This is a genomic window from Microbacterium sp. cx-55, from assembly GCF_021117345.1.
GTDB lineage: Bacteria > Actinomycetota > Actinomycetes > Actinomycetales > Microbacteriaceae > Microbacterium.
In genome coordinates, this window is sequence record NZ_CP088261.1 from 1,152,777 (window position 1) to 1,173,419 (window position 20,643).

Sequence of the window (20,643 nt, forward strand, 5' to 3'; positions counted from 1 at the left end):
CCGGCGGGATGAACCACGAAGGAAGAGAACATGCCGAAGCAGAAGACCCACTCGGGTGCCAAGAAGCGCTTCAAGCTGACCGGAAGCGGCAAGCTCATGAAGCAGCAGGCCGGAATGCGCCACAACCTCGAGGGCAAGTCGAGCCGGCGCACCCGTCGTCTGAACCAGGAGCAGGTCCTGGCCAAGGGCGACGCGAAGACCGCCAAGAAGCTCCTCGGTCTCTGAGCCGACGCACGTTAGGTAGGAAGAGAAATGGCTAGAGTCAAGCGGGCGGTAAACGCCCAGAAGAAGCGTCGCGTCATCCTCGAGCGCGCATCCGGTTACCGCGGACAGCGTTCGCGTCTGTACCGCAAGGCCAAGGAGCAGGTCACCCACTCCCTGGTCTACGCGTACCGCGACCGCCGCAAGCGCAAGGGCGACTTCCGTCGCCTGTGGATCCAGCGCATCAACGCCGCGGCGCGTGCGAACGGCATCACGTACAACCGCTTCATCCAGGGCCTCGGCCTCGCGGGTGTGCAGGTCGACCGTCGTATGCTCGCCGAGCTCGCGGTCAAGGAGCCGGCCACGTTCGCGTCGCTCGTCGCCACCGCGAAGTCGGCGCTGCCCGCCGATGTCAACGCGGCGAAGGTCTCGGCGTAAGTCAGAGCACTCGTTCGATGGGGCGTCCTCCTCTGGAGGGCGTCCCTTCGTCGTTTCCGGGCCGAGTGGCGCCTCTAGACTGTGACCGTGCTGGAGAACCCCCGATCACCGCGTGTGCGGGCCGTTGCCAAACTCGCCAAGCGCAGCGCGCGGGACGAGACCGGCCTGTTCCTCCTCGAGGGTCCGCAGGCGGTCCGCGAGGCGATCGCGTATCGGCCCGAGGCCGTCATCGACCTGTTCGCCACCCCGACGGCGCTCGAGCGGCACCCCGACCTCCGGGACGGCGCCGCATCCGCCGGCATCGAGGTCACCTACTCGACCGAACCCGTCATCGATGCGATGGCCGATACGGTCACGCCGCAGGGCATCATCGCGGTCGCGCGGCAGTTCCCCACCTCGCTTCGCGACGTGTTGTCGGGCGAGCCGCGCCTCATCGCGATCTGCGAGGAAGTGCGCGACCCCGGCAACCTCGGCAGCATCATCCGTGCGGCGGATGCGGCCGGCGCTGACGCGGTCGTGCTCACCGGGCGAACCGTCGACCCCTACAACCCGAAGGTCGTGCGCGCGACGACGGGTTCGCTGTTCCACATCCCGATCTCCCGTGGCGGCGAGCTCGCGGCGGCGGTTTCGGCGATCCGCGGCGCGGGCCTTCGTGTCGTGGCGGCCGACGTCAAGGGACAGGATCTGCTCACCGCGCGCGCGGCGGGCGACCTCGCGCGCCCCACCGCGTGGCTGTTCGGCAACGAGGCCCGTGGTCTCGAAGACGACGCCCTGGAGCTCGCGGACGCCGCGCTGAGGCTCCCGATCTACGGAAGCGCCGAGTCCTTGAACCTCGCGACGGCGGCGAGCGTGTGCCTGTACGAGTCCGCTTTCGCCCAGCGCACGTCGTGAGTGTTTCCGGCGCGTGACAAGCGCCGCGCGAACGTTAGAAGTCGGTAACGCTTCCGTCAAGAGGGCGGGTGAACGTCACGGCACATCCGTAACCTGGCGAGATGACGCCGACCGAACCCGCGCCGAAGACGTCCAACATCACCGTCCGCCGTGGCGACCCTCTGGTCGTGATGAGCGATGTGCAGAAGCACTACGGTGACTTCCAGGCGCTGGCCGACATCGACCTCACGGTCAATCGGGGCGAGGTCGTCGTGGTCATTGGGCCCTCGGGCTCCGGCAAGTCCACGCTGTGCCGCACGATCAACCGGCTCGAGACGATCACGAGCGGAACGATCGAGATCGACGGCCAGAAGCTGCCGGCCGAGGGAAAGGCACTGGCCGCGCTCCGCGCCGACGTCGGCATGGTCTTCCAGTCGTTCAACCTCTTCTCGCACCTGACGATCCTCGAGAACGTCACGCTCGGCCCGATCAAGGTGAAGGGCAAGAAGAAGGCGGATGCGGACCGCGAGGCCCGCGAGCTCCTCGAGCGGGTGGGCGTCGCTCACCAGGCCGACAAGCTGCCGGCCCAGCTCTCGGGTGGACAGCAGCAGCGCGTCGCGATCGCCCGTGCACTCGCGATGCAGCCGAAGGTGATGCTGTTCGACGAGCCGACGAGCGCGCTCGACCCCGAGATGATCAACGAGGTCCTCGACGTCATGGTGGGCCTGGCCCAGGACGGCATGACCATGATCGTCGTGACCCACGAGATGGGCTTCGCCCGCAAGGCCGCCGACCGCGTCGTCTTCATGGCCGACGGTCGGATCGTCGAAGAAGCCGCCCCCGAAGCATTCTTCACGGCGGCGAAGAGCGAGCGTGCCCGCGACTTCCTGTCGAAGCTCATTACGCACTGACCCCTACACCCCCGAAATCTCTGCTTCGAGAGAGGAAGCGCTCCGCCGCACCGTCCGCACTGTCGCACCGAAGTCCCACCACAGCAAGGAGAGAATCATGCGCATGTCCCGAACGATCGCCGGCCTCGGGCTGGCTGCCGTCGCCGCCCTTACTCTGACCGCCTGCAACAGCGGATCACCGACGGCCGGAGGCGCCGGCGGTGACGCGACCGGCGGTACGAGCGACGAGGCGCTCTGGGAAGTCGCCACCGACGTCTCCCTCGAGGGAAGCCCGACCTACGACGCCATGGTCGCTCGCGACGGCGTCAAGATCGGCGTGAAGAACGACCAGCCCGGGCTCGGCTACGAAGACGCCGTCAGCGGAGAGCGCACCGGCTTCGACGTCGACATCGCCCGGTGGATCGCCGCGTCCCTCGGATTCGATGAAGACCAGATCGAGTACGTCACGATTCCCTCGGCCAACCGCGAGCAGGCGCTCGTGAACGGCGACATCGACTACTACGTCGGCACCTACTCGATCACCGACAGCCGCAAGCAGCAGATCGACTTCGCCGGGCCGTACTTCATCACCGGTCAGGGACTCATGGTCGCGGCCGACGACGACTCGATCACCGGGCCCGACGACCTCGCCGGCAAGGTGGTCTGCTCGGTGACGGGGTCGACCCCGTTGCAGCGCATCCGCGACGAGTACAGCCCCGGCGACACCGTCGAGAACGACACCTACTCGCAGTGCGTCGAGCAGCTCAAGCAGGGCCAGGTGGACGCGATCACGACGGATGAGGCCATCCTCGCCGGATACGTGGCGCTCGAGCCCGACGCGCTGAAGATCGCGGGGGAGCCGTTCAGCGAAGAGCGTTACGGCGTCGGCCTGCCCAAGGGCGACACGGCGCTGAAGGACCACATCAACACGCTGCTGACCGATGGCGGCGACGTGTGGACCGCGCTGTTCGACCTCCACCTCGCTCCGGCAGGAATCTCGGGCGAGCAGCCCGCGGTCGACGAGTGATCCGATGGGGGCGGCCGCCGGCCGCCCCCATCCGCAACCCCTGACGGAAGGCAGCACGTGGGCGTCATTTCCGACAACCTCGACATCTGGTGGGACGGCCTGTTCGGCACGTTGATCCTGTTCCTCGCCGGCGGCATCGTCGCCGTCATGGTCGGCACGGTCGTGGGCGCGATGCGCGTCTCGCCGATTCCGATCGCCCGGGCGATGGGCACGCTGTACGTGAACACCATCCGGAACACTCCGCTCACGCTCGTGTTCTTCGCGTTCGCCTTCGCGCTGCCGCCGTTGTTCGGGCTGCGGCTGACATCGCCCGTGCCGCTCGTGCTCGCGATCTGTGCCTTGGGTCTGTACACCGCGACCTACGTCGCCGAGACGATCCGTTCGGGTATCAACACGGTTCCGGTCGGGCAGGCCGAGGCGGCCCGTGCCCTGGGCCTCACGTTCGGCCAGGTCATGTCGCTCGTCGTGCTGCCCCAAGCCTTCCGTTCGGTCATCCCCCCGCTCATGAGCGTGCTCATCGCGCTTCTGAAGAACACGACGGTCGCGGCGGGATTCTCGGTCGTGAACCTGGGATCGGTGCGCGCCTACCTCAGTGAGCGCGGAGAGAACCAGCTCGTCGTCATCCTGTGGGTCGCGGTCGTCTTCGTGGCGCTCGTGCTCCTGCTGTCCTGGCTGCAGCGCAATCTCGAGAACCGTTGGAGGGTGGCGCGATGAGCAGTGTGCTGTACGACGTCCCCGGTCCTCGCGCGATCGCGCGCAACCGGGTGCTGGGCGTCCTCACGATCCTCGTCGTGCTGGCCGTCGTCGGGTTCTTCGTCTGGCGACTCGCCGTCACGGGGCAGTTCACGGCGCAGAAGTGGTCGGCCTTCACCTACACGAACGTGTGGGTGCAGATCGGCGAGGCCATGCTCAGCACGCTGTCGGCGTTCGTCGTCGCGGCCGTGGGGGCGTTGATCCTCGGCTTCGTGCTGGCGATCGGTCGCCTCTCCGAGCACGCCTGGGTGCGCTGGCCCTTCACGGCGGTCATCGAGGTGATGCGGGCGATCCCGGTGCTCGTGTTCATGTTCCTGCTCTACTACGGCATGCCGGCCATCGGGGTGAAGATGGAGCCCTACTGGGCCGTCGTCATCGCGCTGATCGCGTACAACGGGTCGGTGCTGGCCGAGGTCTTCCGCGCCGGCGTCGAATCGCTGCCCCGAGGCCAGAAAGAGGCCGGCTACGCGCTCGGTCTCCGCAAGAGCGGCGTGATGCGGCTGATCCTGCTGCCGCAGGCCGTGCGAGCGATGATGCCGGTCATCATCGCGCAGCTCGTCGTGACGCTGAAGGACACCGCGCTCGGCTACATCATCACGTACGAGGAGTTGCTCTTCTACGCCCGGTACATCGGATCGCAGGCGGCCCTCGGTTCGCCCATCGTGCCGGCCACGATCATCGTCGCCATCATCTACATCGGGCTCTGCCTCATCCTCTCCTTCGTCGCGACGCGGGTGGAGAAGCGCCTGCGCCGTTCCGCGAAGGGCGGACCCGTGGCCGGAGCACAGGCGCCCACCCAGAGCGTCACCGACACCGAACTCATCGTCGCTCAGCGCGGCGGCCGGCCACCGCGGGTGGCCCAGAGCGGTTTCGATCAGACCGGATTCGCGGGCGGCGGTCTCGCCGGCGGGGCAGGTCTCGGCGACGGCGGTGGCGGGGGAGACGGCGGCAGCGCGAACGCGCGCTGAGGCGGCGGACGCGGGCCGGGCGACCGCATCCGACAGCATCTGACAGCGGACCGTCCGGTGCTCGGTAGACTCGACTCCCGTGTCCGATGCACCCGAGAACGAGATCACGCCCGAGGCGGTGAACGCCGCGGTGGAAGCCGCCCTGCAGGCGATCTCCGCCGCCGATAGCTCCGCCGCGCTGAAGGCGGCCCGCGCGGAACACGCAGCCGAAGGGTCACCGCTCGCGCGGTTGAACTCCCAGCTGCGGCACGTGCCGAACGAGCGCAAAGCGGAGTTCGGCAAGCTCGTGGGGCAGGCGCGCGGCCGAGTGACGCAGGCGCTGGCCGCACGTGAGGCCGAGATCGTCGCGATCGAGACCGCCGCTCAGCTCGATGCGGAACGCATCGACATCACGGCCGTCGCCTCCCGCGCCCGGGTGGGCGCACGGCATCCGCTGACGCTCCTGCAGGAGCAGATCGGCGACATCTTCATCGGTATGGGCTGGGAGGTCGCGGAAGGCCCCGAGCTCGAGCACGAGTGGTTCAACTTCGATGCGCTGAACTTCGACGTCGACCACCCCGCGCGCCAGATGCAGGACACTTTCTTCGTCGACCCGGTGGCCCGTCACCTCGTGATGCGCACGCACACGAGCCCCGTGCAGATGCGGTCGATGCTCGAGCGAGATCTGCCGATCTACGTCGTGTGCCCCGGGCGCGTGTACCGCACCGACGAATTCGACGCGACCCACCTGCCGGTCTTCAGCCAGTTCGAGGGACTCGTGGTCGACAAGGGCATCACCATGGCGCACCTGAAGGGCACGCTCGACCACATCGCCCGGCAGCTCTTCGGGCCCGAGGCGAAGACCCGCTTCCGCGCGAACTACTTCCCCTTCACCGAACCGAGCGCCGAGCTCGACCTGTGGCACCCCACCTTCAAGGGCGGGGCGCGATGGATCGAGTGGGGCGGATGCGGAATGGTCAACCCGAACGTGCTGCGCGCGGCGGGCATCGACCCGGAGGAGTACTCGGGCTTCGCGTTCGGAATGGGGATCGAGCGGACGCTGATGTTCCGCAGCGACGTGCAGGACATGCGCGACATGGCCGAGGGCGATGTGCGCTTCAGCGAGCAGTTCGGGATGGTGGTGTGATGCGCGTTCCGTTGTCATGGCTGCGTGAGTATGTCGATGTGCCCGAGGAAGCGTCTCCCGAAGACGTTCTGGCGGCGCTCGTCCGGGTGGGCTTCGAAGAAGAGGACGTGCACCGGTTCGAGGTGACCGGGCCGGTCGTCGTCGGGCAGGTGCTCTCATTCGAGGAGGAGCCGCAGTCCAACGGCAAGACGATCAGATGGTGCCAGGTGCAGGTCGCCCCCGAGGGGGAAACCGCCGCCGACGGCGGCGACGACGTGCACGGCATCGTCTGCGGTGCGGGCAACTTCTTCCCCGGTGACAAGGTCGTCGTGACCCTGCCCGGTTCCGTCCTCCCCGGTCCGTTCCCCATCGCGGCGCGGAAGACCTACGGCCACGTCTCCGACGGCATGATCGCGTCGGCGAAGGAGCTCGGACTCGGCAGCGAGCATTCCGGCATCCTGCGTCTGGTCGAACTCGGCATCGATGCTCCGGTCGGTACGGATGCCATCGCTCTGCTCGGACTCGATGACGTCGCCGTCGAGATCAACGTCACCCCGGACCGCGGCTACGCGCTCTCGCTGCGGGGTGTCGCGCGCGAGTACTCGCACGCGACCGGCGCGGCCTTCCGCGACCCCGCCGAGCGCGAGGTCGACGACCCGGGAACCGGGTTCGAGATCGTCATCGACGACCAGGCTCCGATACGCGGCCGACGTGCCGTGCAGGAGTTCGTCGTGCGTGCCGTGCGCGGGGTCGACGCCACACGCCCCACCCCGCCGTGGATGATCACGCGGCTCACGCTCGCCGGCATCCGCTCGCTCGGCGTGCTGGTCGACATCACGAACTACGTCATGCTCGAACTCGGCAACCCGATCCACGGGTACGACCTGGACGCGCTGACCGGCGGAATCACCGTGCGCCGGGCGGCGGCGGGGGAGAAGCTCGAGACGCTCGACGGACAGGCGCGCACGCTGCATCCGGAGGACTTGCTCATCACGGACGAGTCCGGGCCGATCGGCCTTGCGGGGGTCATGGGCGGCGGGCGCACCGAGATGACCTCGACCACGACCAACGTGCTGGTGGAGGCGGCGATCTTCGACACCGTCTCGATCGCCCGCACCGCGCGTCGTCACAAGCTCCCGTCGGAGGCGTCGCGTCGTTTCGAGCGCGGTGTCGACCCGGCCATCCCGTACGTCGCCGCGCAGCGCGTCGTCGAACTCATGGTGAAGTACGCAGGGGGAACGACCGACGAGCTCGGCGGTTCGCTCGGCGCGGCGTGGGAGCGCGAGGCGATCGTGCTTCCGCGTGAGTTCGTGCCCGCGTTGATCGGCGTCGACTACACGCCGGAACAGATCGTCGGCGCGCTCGAGCTCATCGGCGCGACGGTGCACGACACCGACGGCGAGTGGTTCGTCGACGCGCCGTCCTGGCGTCCCGACCTCACCGACAAGTGGACGCTGGCCGAGGAGGTCGCCCGGATCGAGGGGTACGACCGGATTCCGTCCGTCCTGCCGATCGCGCCATCCGGTCGCGGATGGACGGCGGCCCAGCAGGGGCGCCGACGCGTGTCGAACGCGCTGGCTGCGGCCGGTTTCGTCGAGACGCCGTCCTTCCCGTTCACGACCGCGGAACAGAACGACCTGCACTCGAGCGCCAACGGCTCGCATCTTCCGAGCATCAAGCTCGCGAACCCGCTCGATGGGCAGGCACCGTTCCTGCGGCGTTCGCTCGTGCCCGGTCTGCTGCAGGTGGCGCACCGGAACGCCTCCCGCGGCTTCACCGACCTGGCGCTGTTCGAGGCGGGCGTCGTCTTCGTGCCCGCGCCCGGCGTCGAGTACGGCACGCCGTTCGTGCCGCCGCTCGCGGTGCGCCCGGATGCGTCGACGCTCGCGCAACTCGACGCCGCCATTCCGCCGCAGCATCGGCACGTGGCGCTGCTCGTCACCGGCGACGCGACGCCGAAGCAGCCCGGGCGTCCGGCTGAGGAGTCCGGACTCACCCAGGTCGTCGACGCCGTCCGCGTGCTGGCGTCGGCTGCCGGCGTCGAGATCACGCTCACTCAGGGCGAGCGTGCGGCGCTGCATCCGGGACGCACGGGTGTGCTCTCGGTCGCCGGGACGCCCGTCGGGTACGTCGGCGAACTGCTGCCCGCGGTGGCGGATGCGGCGGACCTGGGCGCCCGGGTGACGGTCGCTGAGGTCGACCTCGACCTCGTGCTCGAGCTCGCCGGATCCGCGGTCGTCGCACAGTCGCTGTCGGGCTACCCGGCGGCAACCCAGGACGTGTCGCTGGTCGTACCCGCGGACATTCCCGCGGGTGACGTGCGCGCCGCACTGCGCGAGGGCGCCGGCGCGCTGCTCGAATCGCTGCGTCTGGTCGACGACTACCGGGGCGCGGGGGTGGCGGATGGCACGAAGAGCCTGACGTTCTCGCTGCGTTTCCGCGCCGAGGACCGCACCCTCACCGCCGCCGAGGCGACGGATGCGAAGCTCGCCGGTGTCGCCGTCGCGGCGGACCGCTTCGGCGCGACCCTGCGGGACTGATGCTGCGGGACGGAGTCACTTCGAGAGCGATCCGGGTGCCGGGTGCCGTGGCCCCGGCACCCGGATCGACTCAGCGGCGGCCCCAGTTCCACGCGGGTTGGTCGAGCATTCCCTGACCGTCGATACGTGTGCCGCTCGGGTCGGGGATGAGCTCGTGCCGGAGCGCGCCAGCCTCGCCGAGCGCGTCGGCGAGTCGGACGGCGTGCGTCACGACGACGACCTGGGTGGCCTCGGATGCCGCGACGATCAGTCGAGCGAGCGGGCCGAGCAGCGCGGGATGCAGGCTCGACTCCGGCTCGTTCAGAACGAGAAGTCCCGGCGGACGCGCGGGTAGGAGCGCGGCGCACAGCAGGAGGTAGCGGAGGATTCCGTCGCTCAGTTCCGTCGTGTCGAGCGGGCGCAGTAGCCCGGACTGCCGCATCCGGAGCCGGAATCTGCCGTCCACGGCCTCGATCTCGATGCGGGCGCCGGCGAACGCGCGATCGACCTCCCGGTCGAGTGCGGCCCCGTGACCCGCGTCGCGGATCGTCGCCCAGACAGCGGCCAGGTTCTCGCCGCCGTGCGCCAGGGTGTGGGAGCGGGTGCCCACCTGCGGCTGCCGTGAGGGGGCATCCGCATCCACGCGGAAATGGTCGTAGAACCGCCATCCGGACAACACGCGCCGGAGAGCGAGAAGCTCGGGCCCGGTGTCGCCGTCGGCGAGATCGGTGAGGATGCTCTCGAACGGCTCGAGTCGCTGATCGAGGTGCACCCAGGAGCCCTCTCGGACGCGGGTCGACTGACGGAGGCGGTCGATCAGGACGGTCGCGGGCTTCGCGACCGGACCCGCGAACACCTGCTCGCGCTTGATCTCGGGGTCGCGCGAGAACGGATTGTGCTCGTCGACCTGGGGGAGGCCGAGATCGACGAGGTAGCCCAGCTCTTCGGAGGAGAACCCGAGCTGGAGCGCGACGGGCCGCGATCGGACGGTGCCCTGCGAGCCACCTCCTTCTGGGCCCGCCCAGAGCAGGGAGGGCAGCCCGCCCTCGCGGGCGACGGCGGCGACCATCCCGCCCGTCGCGGCCGCGGCGAGGAGTCGGAGGGCGCGATACAGATTCGACTTCCCCGACCCGTTCGGTCCGGTGACGACCGTGAGCGGAGCGAGTGGCACGACGACGTCGCGGAGCGAGCGGTATCCGGATACAGCGAGCGTCTGCAGCATTCGTCCACTGTCGCAGAGACCCCCGACGCCGGCATGTCCCCGGCGCGGCTCGTGCAACTCCTCCAGAATCGCGGCAGTCGTCCTCGGAGGCGACGGGACGAGCGGATCTGGAGGAGTTGTCGCCGCGAGCCGCGTCGCCCACCCGTCGGCGTACCCGATTTGCGCGCGTGCGGGCACCGCGGCTAGGGTCGCGACATGCCTTCGGCTGCCTTTCCGTGCTCGATGACCCTCTCGGGTCTCGCCGGTGCGCGCCGACGTCTGGGCGACCGCCGACTCTAGGCGACCCGGCACGCACTTCGGAGCGCGCGGGTGTCGCCGTCCCCGCCCCGGGGCGCACTCGTGCGCCGAGCCCAGACTCTAAGGTGGAATGCATGTCTTATTCGGTCGCCGTATCCGGCGCTTCCGGCTACGCGGGAGGCGAGGTCCTGCGTCTTCTCGCCGCGCATCCGGACATCGAGATCCGCACCGTGACGGCGAACACGAGCGCCGGCCAGCCGCTCATCGCGCACCAGCCGCACCTGCGTTCGCTGGCGCATCTGACGCTCGAGCCGACGACGCCGGAGGTGCTCGCCGGCCACGACATCGTGGTGCTCGCGCTGCCGCACGGCCAGTCCGGCCAGTACACGGATGCGCTCGCCGACACCCCGCTCGTCATCGATGCGGGCGCGGACCACCGGCTGACGTCGGCCTCCGCCTGGGAGGCGTTCTACGGCGGCGAGTTCCACGAACCGTGGACGTACGCCGTTCCGGAGCTGCCCGTCGCGGGCGGCAAGCAGCGGCAGAACCTCGTGGGGGCCACTCGCATCGCGGCACCCGGATGCAACGCTTCTACCGTCAGCCTCAGCCTCGCCCCCGGGGTCGCGGCCGGCGTGATCGACCCAAGCGACATCGTCAGCGTGCTGGCGGTCGGCCCCTCGGGTGCGGGCAAGAGCCTGAAGACGAACCTGCTCGGCAGTGAGATTCTCGGGACGGCGAACCCCTACGGCGTGGGCGGGACGCACCGGCACATCCCTGAGATCCAGCAGGCGCTCGTCGGTGCGGGGGCGCGAAGCGACGTCCGCATCTCCTTCACGCCCGTTCTCGTGCCGATGGCGCGCGGGATCCTCGCCACGAGCACGGCGCCGATCGCGCCCGGAGCGACGGATGCAGACATCCGGGCCGCCTGGGAAGAGGCGTACGCGGGGGAGACCTTCGTGCAGCTGCTGCCCGAGGGCGTCTTCCCTCGGACGGCAGACGTGCTGGGGGCCAACACCGCCCTCCTCGGTCTCGCGATCGACCGTGCCGCGAGCCGCGTCGTCGTGGTGACCGCGGTCGATAATCTCGTCAAGGGGACCGCCGGCGCCGCCGTGCAGTCCATGAACATCGCGCTCGGCCTCCCCGAGGACCGCGCCCTCACCGTGAACGGAGTGGCGCCGTGAGCGTGACCGTCCCCTCGGGCTTCGAAGCCGCCGGCGTCGCCGTCGGTCTCAAGTCGACCGGCAAGCCCGACGTCGCCGTCGTCGTCAACCGCGGCCCGCTCAAGGTGGGCGCCGCGGTCTTCACCTCGAACCGCGCCAAGGCGAACCCCATCATCTGGTCGCAGCAGGCGATCGCGGATGGTGTCGTCGAGGCGATCGTGTTGAACTCCGGCGGGGCGAACTGCTTCACCGGTGCCTTCGGGTTCCAGACGACGCACGAGACCGCCGAGCGGGCGGCATCTCTCCTCGGCATCGGCGCGGGCGATGTGCTCGTCTGCTCGACCGGACTCATCGGAACCGGCGACGAGGTCTTCCGCGCGAAGGTGCTGCAGGGCGTCGACGCCGGCGTGGCGGCGCTTTCTCCGGGCGGCGGCGATGACGCGGCGCACGCGATCATGACGACCGACTCGGTCGCGAAGACGAGCGTGGTCCGGGGCGCGGGCTGGTCGATCGGGGGGATCGCGAAGGGCGCGGGGATGCTGGCGCCCGGTCTCGCGACGATGCTCGTGGTGATCACGACGGATGCCGTGCTCGACGCCGCTGACGCCGATGCCCATCTGCGGGCGGCCACCCACGTGAGCTTCGACCGGCTCGACTCGGACGGGTGCATGTCGACGAACGATCAGGTGACGCTGATGGTCAGCGGTGCGTCCGGAGTCGTGCCGGCGCCGGACGCGTTCCGTGCCGCGCTCACCGAGCTCTGCGACGACCTCGCGCGTCAGCTGCAGGGTGACGCCGAGGGGGCGAGCCACAACATCACCATTCGGATCACGAACGCCGCATCCGAAGACGACGCCGTCGAGGTCGGCCGGTCGATCGCACGGAACAACCTGTTCAAGGCGGCGATCTTCGGCAACGACCCCAACTGGGGGCGCGTGCTCGCCGCAATCGGCACGACCGAGGCCGAGTTCGACCCCTACGACGTCGACGTCTGGATGAACGGCGTGCGCGTGTGCACGGCCGGCGGCCCCGACCGGCCGCGTGAGGACGTCGACCTGACGCCCCGCGCGACCGACGTGGTCGTGGACCTCCGAGTCGGAGACGCGACCGCCACGATCCGCACGAACGACCTGACGCACGACTACGTCCACGAGAACAGCGCGTACTCCTCATGACTGATATCGACCTGCAGGACACGGATCCCGCGGAAGCCAGTGCGAAAGCCGCGGCGCTCATCGAATCGCTGCCCTGGCTGCGGCGCTTCCGCGATCAGATCGTCGTGGTGAAGTACGGCGGCAACGCGATGGTCTCCGACGAGCTCCAAGACGCCTTCGCGGCCGACATCGCCTACCTCCGCTACGTGGGCGCGAAGCCCGTCGTGGTGCACGGCGGGGGGCCGCAGATCTCCGACATGCTCGACCGGCTGGCGATCCCGAGCGAGTTCAAGGGCGGCTACCGCGTCACCTCGACCGAGGCGATCACCGTCGTCCGGATGGTGCTGACCGGTCAGATCAACCCGCAACTGGTCGCGAAGATCAACGCCCACGGGCCGGTCGCGACGGGGCTGTCCGGCGAGGATGCGGGGCTCTTCGGGGGGCGCCGTCGCGGCGTGATCATCGAGGGCGTCGAGCACGATCTCGGCCGCGTGGGCGATGTCGTGCAGGTCGATCCGCAGCCGATCATCGATCAGCTCGAGGCCGGCCGCATCCCGGTCGTGTCGTCGATCGCTCCCGATCTGGATCGTCCGGGCCACTCGCTGAACGTCAACGCGGATGCGGCGGCCGCGGCGCTCGCCGTCGCGCTCGGCGCGATCAAGCTCGTCGTGCTGACGGACGTGCCCGGGCTCTACGCCGACTGGCCGAACCGGGACTCGCTCGTCTCGCACCTGGATTCGACGGAGCTGCGCGAGATGCTGCCGCGACTCGAGTCGGGGATGATCCCGAAGATGCAGGCGTGCCTGGATGCGGTCTCCGGCGGTGTCGGGACGGCCGCCATCATCGACGGCCGTGTGCCGCATTCGGTGCTCGTGGAGTTGTTCACAGAAAAAGGAATCGGAACAGAGGTGGTGCGGTGATGTCGAATGCGACCGAGACGGTGACGTGGCAAGAGGACGCCCGACGCGACCTCGTGCGGAGCTTCGGCGACCGGATGGCGATGTTCGTCCGTGGCGAGGGTGCGTATCTGTGGGATGACGCCGATAAGCGCTACCTCGATTTCCTCGCCGGTATCGCCGTGGACTCGCTGGGACACGCGCATCCGGTGTTCGTGGAAGCCGTCGCGACTCAGGCCGCTCGGCTCGCGCATGTCTCGAACTACTTCGCGACGCCGCCGCAGCTCGGGCTCGCTGCCCGGCTGAAGCGGATCTCGGGGGCGGGCGAGGCGGGCCGCGTCTACTTCGGCAACTCCGGCGCCGAGGCGAACGAGGCCGCGTTCAAGCTCGCCCGGTTGCACGGCGGCACCGAACGGCCCCGCGTGCTGGCGTTGAAGGACGCGTTCCACGGTCGGACCATGGGATCGCTCGCGCTGACCGGCAAACCGGCGATGCAGGAACCGTTCCTGCCGATGATCGCCGGGGTGGAGTTCATCGATTCGACCGTCGACGCGCTCGAGGAGGCTCTGGACGATCGGGTCGCGGCGCTGTTCATCGAACCCATCAAGGGGGAGGCGGGCGTGCTGCCGCTTCCGGAGGGCTACCTCGCCGCGGCGCGGAAGCTCACCACCCGGCACGGTGCGCTGCTCATCATCGACGAGGTCCAGACGGGTGCCGGACGCACCGGCGACTGGTTCGCGTTCCAGCACGACGGCATCACCCCCGATGCGATCACGGTCGCCAAGGGCATGGGTGGGGGGTTCCCGATCGGGGCGCTCGTCACCTTCGGTGCGGCTAGCGACCTGTTCTACCCGGGCACGCACGGGTCGACGTTCGGGGGCAACGCGCTCGCCACCGCCGTCTCCAACGCGGTCCTGGACGAGATCGAGCGGGCCGACCTCGTCGGCAACGCGGCTACCCGCGGAGCGCAGCTGCAGTCGGCGATCGACGGCATCGGGTCGCCTCTCGTCGCGGAGGTCCGTGGCCGCGGGCTACTGCTCGGGGTCGGGCTCACCCGTCCCGTGGCGAAGGCCGTGACGGCGGCCGCGCAGGAGCACGGTCTCATCGTGAACGCCGCGAACGACTCGACGATCCGCCTGGCGCCGCCGCTCACGATCGGCGACGTCGAGATCGACGAGTTCATCCGGTTGTTCACCGCGGCGCTCGCGACGGTGAGCGACGCTCTTCTTCTCGACGAACCGGATGCATCCGCATCCGCCCCCACGGAGGCCCCCGCATGACCCGCCACCTGCTGCGCGACGACGACCTGACCGCCGCTGAGCAGTCCGAGATCCTCGACCTCGCGATCGAACTGAAGAAGGACCGCTGGGCGCAGAAGCCGCTCGCGGGTCCGCAGACGGTCGCCGTGATCTTCGACAAGTCCTCCACCCGCACGCGCGTGTCCTTCGCCGTCGGCATCGCCGACCTCGGGGGATCTCCGCTGATCATCTCGACCGCGAACAGCCAGCTCGGCGGCAAGGAGACCCCCTCCGACACCGCCCGCGTCCTCGAGCGTCAGGTCGCCGCGATCGTCTGGCGCACCTATGCGCAGGCGGGGCTGGAGGAGATGGCGCGCGGTACCCGCGTGCCCGTCGTCAATGCCCTCAGCGATGACTTCCACCCGTGCCAGTTGCTCGCCGACCTGTTGACGATCCGCGAGCACAAGGGCGATCTCGCCGGCCTCACGCTGACGTTCTTCGGTGACGGCCGGTCGAACATGGCGCACTCGTACATCCTCGCCGGGGTGACCGCGGGGATGCATGTGCGGGTCGCCGCTCCCGAGTCCTACGCCCCGCGCGCCGACGTCATCCGCGACGCGGAGGTGCGTGCCGCGGAGACGGGTGGGTCGATCGCGCTGTTCACGGATGCGACCGAGGCCGCCGCCGGCGCGGATGTCGTGGTGACCGACACGTGGGTGTCGATGGGCAAGGAAGAAGAGAAGGCCACGCGCCTGCGCGAACTCGGCGAGTACAAGGTCACCCGCGACACGATGGCCCTCGCCGACGACGAGGCGATCTTCATCCACTGCCTCCCCGCGGACCGCGGGTACGAGGTTGAGGCCGAGGTCATCGACGGTCCGCAGAGCGTCGTCTGGGACGAGGCCGAGAACCGTCTGCACGCCCAGAAGGCGCTGCTGGTCTGGCTGCTGCGGCAGCAGTGACCGAGATGGCGGAGCCACCTGCCGGACGGATGCGGACGAACATCCGGCGTCTGGCGGGTGGCGAGCGCCTCGCCGGGATCGACCTCGCCCGCGGTCTGGCGGTGCTCGGCATGCTCGCCGCGCATCTGCTGGAGACGGGCGAGTTCTCGCTGGGTAGGCCCGGTACCTGGATCGCGGTGGTGGACGGGCGCTCGTCCATCCTCTTCGCAGTGCTCGCGGGCGTCTCGATCGCGCTGACGACCGGGGGAACACGACCCGTGTCCGGCGCCGCGCTGGCCGCCGCCCGCGGCCGACTGGCGGTGCGCGCCGTCGTGCTGTGGGTGCTCGGCATCTTGCTCATCTCGACCGGCGTCCCGATCTACGTCATCCTGCCCGCCTACGCGGTGCTGTTCCTCATCGCCATCCCGTTGCTCACTCTGCGCGTGGAGGCGCTGTTCGTCCTGGCGGCGGGCCTGCTGCTGGTCATGCCGTTCGTGCAGGCGGCGCTCGGGCTCCTGCCGATCTGGGAGACGGCCGCCGGGGCGTCGTTGGCACTCGTGATCGGCTGGGCGTACCCGTTCCCGCTCTGGGCGGGGTTCATCGTGCTCGGGCTCGCGGTCGGGCGTCTGGATCTGCGTCGGCGCGCCGTGCCCGCTCTGCTGCTCGGTGTCGGTGTCGGCGTCGCGCTGGTCTCGTACGGGGTCGGTGGCACGCTGTCCCGGCCGTCCGTGTTCGGCGAGCCGGCCGACTACCTTGACATCGTGCTCAGCGTCGAACCGCACTCCGGCGGCCTTCCGGAGGTGCTCGGCGGTGCGGGGTTCGCGCTCGCCGTGCTGGGCGCCGCGCTGCTCGTCTGCCGCGCTCGCCTCGTCCGCGCCCTCGTGCTGCCGCTGCGTGCCACCGGCAGTATGCCGCTCACCGCCTACAGTGCCCAGGTGCTCGTCTGGGCCGTGTGGGCCACGGCGGCCCTGGGCGACCCGGGAGACCTCTCCGGCTTCCGGGCGCTGCAGCCGTTCTGGCCGATCACCGTGCTGGTCGTCGTCGCCTGCACCGCCTGGGCCGTGGTCGTCGGACGCGGGCCCCTCGAGACCCTCCTCGCGCGCCTGTCGCGCCGCTCGGAGCGATCACCGCGCTCGGTAGGCTGGATGCCGTGAACGAGGACAGAAACGACGCCACCCACCGCGGATCGCTCTGGGGAGGACGCTTCGCTTCCGGACCGTCCCCCGAGCTCGCCGCCCTCAGCCGCTCGACCCACTTCGACTGGGTGCTGGCGCCGTACGACCTGGCCGGCTCGCACGCGCACGCCACCGCACTCGCGCACGCGGGATACCTGAGCGGCGACGAGGCGACCCGGATGCACGCGGGCCTCGACGCCCTCGCCACGGCCGTCGCGGAGGGCACCCTGCTGCCCGGGCCCGACGACGAGGACGTGCACGGTGCCCTCGAGCAGGCGTTGATCGCCGAGGTCGGCGCGGAGCTCGGCGGCAAGCTGCGGGCGGGGCGCAGCCGGAACGACCAGATCGCGACGCTCGTCCGGATGTACCTGCTCGATCACGCCCGCACCATCTCTCGCGACGTCGTACGCCTGATCGACGCGATCGTCGCGCAGGCCGACGCGCACGCCGACGCCGCGATGCCGGGCCGCACGCACCTGCAGCACGCGCAGCCGGTGCTGCTCGCGCATCATCTGCAGGCGCACGCCTGGCCGCTGGTGCGCGATCTCGAACGCTTCCGCGACTGGTCGGTCCGGGCGCGCGTCTCTCCGTACGGAGGAGGAGCGCTCGCCGGTTCCACGCTAGGGCTCGACCCGCAGCTCGTCGCGGACGAGCTCGGACTGGATCGTCCGGCCGAGAACTCGATCGACGGCACCGCCGCGCGTGATGTGGTGGCCGAGTTCGCCTTCATCACGGCGATGATCGGGGTCGACCTCTCCCGTTTCGCCGAGGAGATCATCCTCTGGAACACCCGCGAGTTCGGCTTCATGCGCCTCGACGACGGGTACTCGACCGGCTCGAGCATCATGCCGCAGAAGAAGAACCCCGACATCGCCGAACTCGCCCGTGGCAAGGCGGGGCGCCTGATCGGCAACCTGTCGGGGCTCCTCGCGACGCTGAAGGGTCTGCCGCTGGCATACAACCGCGACCTGCAGGAGGACAAGGAGCCGGTCTTCGACTCGATCGCGACCCTCGAACTCGTGCTGCCGGCGTTCGCCGGGATGGTCGCGACGCTGCGGTTCGACACCGAGCGGATGGCGCAGCTCGCGCCGCAGGGGTTCTCGCTCGCGACGGATGTCGCCGAGTGGCTCGTGAAGCGCGGGCATCCCTTCCGGGAGGCGCACGAGGTCTCCGGCGCCCTCGTGCAGGTCTGCGAGGAGCAGGGAATCGAACTGCACGAGGCGTCCGACGCGACGCTCGCCGCGGTGTCCGCGCACCTCACGCCCGAGGTGCGCGAAGTGCTGACGGTCGCCGGCTCGATCGCGAGTCGCGCCGGGGTCGGCGGGACGGCGGGCGTCCGGGTCGCCGAACAGCGCGCTGAGCTCGTCGCCCGCACCCAGGCGCTCGCGCACACGTTCTCGGTCTGAGCGGGGCTCCGCCACCCGTCGCTCCCTGCTTCTTCTTCTTCCGTTCACCACCCGGACGCGTCCAGGTGGCCGGTGAGGAGCAGCATTCGGACGCGCCCTGATTCGTGTGCGCCGACGATGAAGGGGAGCGATGTCTGCGCACTTCCTGTACGCGCGCTTTCCGACGCTGCAGCACCGCACGGCGCTCGACTGGATGCGTACCGCATCCGAGGTCCTCGCGCTCCACGCCGAGCGCGTGCACCTGCACACGATCGATGCCGCCCACGCGGGGCCGGTCGTGGGATGGCGGCTGATGAGCGACAACCACCGGGAGCTCGCCCGCAGCTGCGGACTCTACCCGAGTGAGCGCGGCGCGCACGATGCCGCCGGGGAACTGCTCACACGCGCCGCGGACATCATCGTGCACTCCGCGCCGGAGCCACGGGTGCGGACCACCGGCTGGTTCGCGACCGTCGACGACGAACTGGTGATGCTGCACGCCCGGCGCTACGAGAACCGATCGGTCGCGCGGAATGCCGGACAGCTCGCGGCGCGACTCGTCTCGGCGATGGCGGTCACGGCGCGCGAGGGCGCGACCGGCGGCGACCTCGAGCGCTCCGCTCCCGAGTTCGCCCTGTGACGGACGGCCTCGTCGCGGGCCGGTTCCGGTTGACGGCGCTCCGCGGCAGCGGCGGGACGGCCGCCGTTTTCGCGGCGGTCGATGAGCAGGTGGGGCATCCGGTCGCGCTCAAGCTGCTGCATCCGCACCTCGCGGCCGACCGCGCCGTCTGGGCGGCTTTCTTCGAGGAGGTGCGGGCCGCGCAGTCGATCGTGCACCCCCTGGTGGCGGAGATCTTCGATGCCGGCACGGTGGAGACCGATCCGCCGGTCGTCTGGATCGCGATGGAGCTGGTCGAGGGCGTCACGCTCGAAGAGCACGTCCGCGCCCACGGTCCGCTGCCGAGTGCCGCGGCGCGGGTCCTGATGGACGGGCTGCTGGATGCGCTCGCCGCCGCCCACGCCGAGGGCGTGGTGCACCGGGATCTCACCCCGGCCAACGTCATGATCGCGTCCGACGCGCTCGAGCCGTTCGATCCGATGCTGTTCCGTCGCCGCATCCGCCTCCTGGACTTCGGGCTGGCCGATGTGCCCGGACGCACGACGCGCGGGTCGGACGCGCTGCTGGCGGGCACGGCGGCCGCCCCGGCCGGGGTCGTGGCGAGCGTGCCGTACGCCTCACCGGAGCAGCTGTCGGGCGCACCGGTCACGGAGGCCAGCGACCTCTACCAGGCCGGGGCGACGCTGTTCTTCGCGCTGACGGGCCGCGTTCCGTTCCGTGGCGCCAGCGATGTCGTCGTGCGCGCGCACCTGACGGCACCCCCGCCGGTGCCCTCGGCGGAGCGTCCGGGCATCGACCGCGCGATGGACCGGGTCGTGACGACGGCGATGCTCAAGCGCCCGGCCGATCGGTTCGCGAATGCGGGGGAGATGCGGCGGGCGCTCGCGCCGGCAGACACCGGCGTCACCGCGGCCGCGGTCACCGGAAGCGCCGACACGGGTCGCGCAGACACGGCGGTCACCCGGGCGCAGCCGGGCCTCCCGAGCGGCGGCATTCCGGCGACGGATCCGGATGCGGATGCGGACGCGGATGCGCGCGCGGCCACCCGGGTCTACCGCACCTCGGTGCCCGAGTCCGGGGCCGGCGCATCCGGACCCCCGCACGGAGCAGCGGCCGGTCGTCGTCCGCGCTGGCCCGCCTGGGCCGCGGGGGGAGTCGGCGCGGTCGCGCTGATCGGCATCATCGCGCTCTCCGCGGCAGCGGGATCGGCGCCGTCGGCCGTCCCGCCTCCCGTCTCATCCGCTCCGACACCGACTGTGACGGCCTCCACGTCGGCTCCGTCGCCCGCCGAGACCGTTCCGGTGCTCGTCGACGTCCCCCCGATCGTCGGGATGCCCGTCGGTGACGCCCGAGGTGTGCTCGCCGCGGCGGGCTTCGCGGTCGGCGCCGAGACGGCCGTCGACGGAACCACGCCCGCGGGCGTCGTCGTCGCCGCCGACCCCGCCTCCGGCTCTCGGCGCCCGGTCGGCACCGCCGTCTCCGTCCAGGTCGCCTCGGGCCGGAACGCGATCCCCGCGGTGATGGGCCTATCGATCGCAGAGGCCGCGGCCCTGGTGAGTGCGGCGGGATTCGTGCCCACGGTGGAGTACGCCGGCGCGGGCGAACCGGATGTCGTCGTCGCCGCCGCGCCCGCGGCCGGCGCCGTGGTCGCGTTGGGCACCGGAGTCACGCTCTGGGCGCCCGCATCCGCTCCTCCCGCCGTGACCCCGACACCGGTCCCCGCCCCGTCGAGTCCGAGTCCCGCGCCGGTGCCCTCGCCGACCGCGACGCAGGGGGCGCCATGACGCCGTGCGGCACCCGCCGAACGGGATTACGACACCTCCCGGACACGCGGCCAGCATTCGT

Annotated in this window: 19 protein-coding genes; 18 read left to right on the plus strand and 1 reads right to left on the minus strand. The window is 70.4% G+C overall.

The window, feature by feature from the left end:
- Positions 1-30 precede the first annotated feature (30 nt).
- The 9 genes from rpmI (at position 31) to pheT (ending at position 8,792) form a co-directional block, all read left to right on the plus strand.
- Positions 31-225, plus strand: a complete 195-nt coding sequence (rpmI, locus tag LQ938_RS05320) for a 50S ribosomal protein L35 (protein WP_223723455.1) — start codon at positions 31-33, stop codon at positions 223-225.
- Positions 226-252: 27 nt separating this feature from the next.
- Positions 253-639 carry a 50S ribosomal protein L20 gene (gene rplT / locus LQ938_RS05325; RefSeq protein ID WP_223723456.1) on the plus strand — a complete coding sequence of 129 codons (387 nt, stop codon included), beginning with the start codon at positions 253-255 and terminating at the stop codon, positions 637-639.
- An 87-nt stretch (positions 640-726) separates the two neighbouring features.
- Positions 727-1,530, plus strand: a complete 804-nt coding sequence (locus LQ938_RS05330; protein WP_223723457.1) for a TrmH family RNA methyltransferase — start codon at positions 727-729, stop codon at positions 1,528-1,530.
- 170 nt (positions 1,531-1,700) lie between these two features.
- A complete protein-coding gene (locus LQ938_RS05335) occupies positions 1,701-2,420 on the plus strand; it encodes an amino acid ABC transporter ATP-binding protein (RefSeq protein ID WP_374197495.1) in 720 nt (239 codons plus the stop codon).
- Between the two features lie 97 nt (positions 2,421-2,517).
- Positions 2,518-3,426 (plus strand): glutamate ABC transporter substrate-binding protein, encoded by a 909-nt coding sequence (locus tag LQ938_RS05340; protein ID WP_223723458.1) that lies wholly within the window; start codon positions 2,518-2,520, stop codon positions 3,424-3,426.
- 57 nt (positions 3,427-3,483) lie between these two features.
- The gene (locus LQ938_RS05345) at positions 3,484-4,140 is read left to right on the plus strand and encodes an amino acid ABC transporter permease (protein WP_223723459.1); all 657 of its coding nucleotides are present in this window, start codon (positions 3,484-3,486) and stop codon (positions 4,138-4,140) included.
- Complete coding sequence (locus LQ938_RS05350; protein WP_223723460.1) at positions 4,137-5,147, plus strand: amino acid ABC transporter permease; 1,011 nt, start codon at positions 4,137-4,139, stop codon at positions 5,145-5,147. Before LQ938_RS05345 ends, LQ938_RS05350 begins: the two co-directional genes overlap by 4 nt.
- Before the next feature lie 79 nt (positions 5,148-5,226).
- Positions 5,227-6,273 carry a phenylalanine--tRNA ligase subunit alpha gene (gene pheS / locus LQ938_RS05355; RefSeq protein WP_223723461.1) on the plus strand — a complete coding sequence of 349 codons (1,047 nt, stop codon included), beginning with the start codon at positions 5,227-5,229 and terminating at the stop codon, positions 6,271-6,273.
- Positions 6,273-8,792: a phenylalanine--tRNA ligase subunit beta gene (gene pheT / locus LQ938_RS05360; RefSeq protein ID WP_223723462.1), complete on the plus strand. Its 2,520-nt coding sequence runs from the start codon at positions 6,273-6,275 to the stop codon at positions 8,790-8,792. Before pheS ends, pheT begins: the two co-directional genes overlap by 1 nt.
- A 70-nt stretch (positions 8,793-8,862) precedes the next feature.
- Here the strand turns inward: pheT and LQ938_RS05365 are convergent, their stop codons facing one another.
- Positions 8,863-9,993, minus strand: a complete 1,131-nt coding sequence (locus LQ938_RS05365) for an AAA family ATPase (protein WP_223723463.1) — start codon at positions 9,991-9,993, stop codon at positions 8,863-8,865.
- A 371-nt stretch (positions 9,994-10,364) separates the two neighbouring features.
- On the opposite strand from LQ938_RS05365, the gene argC reads away from it, so the two are divergent.
- The 9 genes from argC to LQ938_RS05410 all read left to right on the plus strand — a co-directional run bounded on the left by argC (position 10,365) and on the right by LQ938_RS05410 (position 20,582).
- Entirely contained in the window at positions 10,365-11,411 is a 1,047-nt protein-coding gene (gene argC / locus LQ938_RS05370; protein WP_223723464.1) for an N-acetyl-gamma-glutamyl-phosphate reductase, read from the plus strand.
- Positions 11,408-12,565 (plus strand): bifunctional glutamate N-acetyltransferase/amino-acid acetyltransferase ArgJ, encoded by a 1,158-nt coding sequence (gene argJ, locus LQ938_RS05375; protein ID WP_223723465.1) that lies wholly within the window; start codon positions 11,408-11,410, stop codon positions 12,563-12,565. Before argC ends, argJ begins: the two co-directional genes overlap by 4 nt.
- Positions 12,562-13,464, plus strand: a complete 903-nt coding sequence (gene argB, locus LQ938_RS05380; RefSeq protein ID WP_223723466.1) for an acetylglutamate kinase — start codon at positions 12,562-12,564, stop codon at positions 13,462-13,464. Before argJ ends, argB begins: the two co-directional genes overlap by 4 nt.
- The gene (locus tag LQ938_RS05385) at positions 13,464-14,720 is read left to right on the plus strand and encodes an acetylornithine transaminase (RefSeq protein ID WP_223723467.1); all 1,257 of its coding nucleotides are present in this window, start codon (positions 13,464-13,466) and stop codon (positions 14,718-14,720) included. The genes argB and LQ938_RS05385 overlap by 1 nt, the downstream gene beginning before the upstream one ends.
- Positions 14,717-15,640, plus strand: a complete 924-nt coding sequence (gene argF, locus LQ938_RS05390; protein WP_223723468.1) for an ornithine carbamoyltransferase — start codon at positions 14,717-14,719, stop codon at positions 15,638-15,640. Before LQ938_RS05385 ends, argF begins: the two co-directional genes overlap by 4 nt.
- Before the next feature lie 5 nt (positions 15,641-15,645).
- Positions 15,646-16,773, plus strand: coding sequence for a heparan-alpha-glucosaminide N-acetyltransferase domain-containing protein (locus LQ938_RS05395; protein ID WP_223723469.1), 1,128 nt, complete (start codon positions 15,646-15,648; stop codon positions 16,771-16,773).
- Positions 16,770-18,200, plus strand: coding sequence for an argininosuccinate lyase (gene argH / locus LQ938_RS05400; protein WP_223723470.1), 1,431 nt, complete (start codon positions 16,770-16,772; stop codon positions 18,198-18,200). Before LQ938_RS05395 ends, argH begins: the two co-directional genes overlap by 4 nt.
- A 130-nt stretch (positions 18,201-18,330) precedes the next feature.
- Positions 18,331-18,819 carry a hypothetical protein gene (locus tag LQ938_RS05405; protein WP_223723471.1) on the plus strand — a complete coding sequence of 163 codons (489 nt, stop codon included), beginning with the start codon at positions 18,331-18,333 and terminating at the stop codon, positions 18,817-18,819.
- The gene (locus LQ938_RS05410) at positions 18,816-20,582 is read left to right on the plus strand and encodes a protein kinase domain-containing protein (protein WP_223723472.1); all 1,767 of its coding nucleotides are present in this window, start codon (positions 18,816-18,818) and stop codon (positions 20,580-20,582) included. Before LQ938_RS05405 ends, LQ938_RS05410 begins: the two co-directional genes overlap by 4 nt.
- Positions 20,583-20,643: the final 61 nt, after the last annotated feature.

Bases quoted from the DNA above. Each gene is read 5' to 3' on its own strand.
- LQ938_RS05340 (WP_223723458.1), top strand. From the start codon at position 2,518: ATGCGCATGTCCCGAACGATCGCCGGCCTCGGGCTGGCTGCCGTCGCC.
- argB (WP_223723466.1), top strand. From the start codon at position 12,562: ATGACTGATATCGACCTGCAGGACACGGATCCCGCGGAAGCCAGTGCG.
- LQ938_RS05350 (WP_223723460.1), top strand. From the start codon at position 4,137: ATGAGCAGTGTGCTGTACGACGTCCCCGGTCCTCGCGCGATCGCGCGC.
- rpmI (WP_223723455.1), top strand. From the start codon at position 31: ATGCCGAAGCAGAAGACCCACTCGGGTGCCAAGAAGCGCTTCAAGCTG.
- argF (WP_223723468.1), top strand. From the start codon at position 14,717: ATGACCCGCCACCTGCTGCGCGACGACGACCTGACCGCCGCTGAGCAG.
- LQ938_RS05385 (WP_223723467.1), top strand. From the start codon at position 13,464: ATGTCGAATGCGACCGAGACGGTGACGTGGCAAGAGGACGCCCGACGC.
- LQ938_RS05365 (WP_223723463.1), bottom strand. From the start codon at position 9,993: ATGCTGCAGACGCTCGCTGTATCCGGATACCGCTCGCTCCGCGACGTC.
- LQ938_RS05395 (WP_223723469.1), top strand. From the start codon at position 15,646: ATGGCGGAGCCACCTGCCGGACGGATGCGGACGAACATCCGGCGTCTG.
- LQ938_RS05405 (WP_223723471.1), top strand. From the start codon at position 18,331: ATGTCTGCGCACTTCCTGTACGCGCGCTTTCCGACGCTGCAGCACCGC.
- argC (WP_223723464.1), top strand. From the start codon at position 10,365: ATGTCTTATTCGGTCGCCGTATCCGGCGCTTCCGGCTACGCGGGAGGC.
- LQ938_RS05335 (WP_374197495.1), top strand. From the start codon at position 1,701: ATGAGCGATGTGCAGAAGCACTACGGTGACTTCCAGGCGCTGGCCGAC.
- pheT (WP_223723462.1), top strand. From the start codon at position 6,273: ATGCGCGTTCCGTTGTCATGGCTGCGTGAGTATGTCGATGTGCCCGAG.
- rplT (WP_223723456.1), top strand. From the start codon at position 253: ATGGCTAGAGTCAAGCGGGCGGTAAACGCCCAGAAGAAGCGTCGCGTC.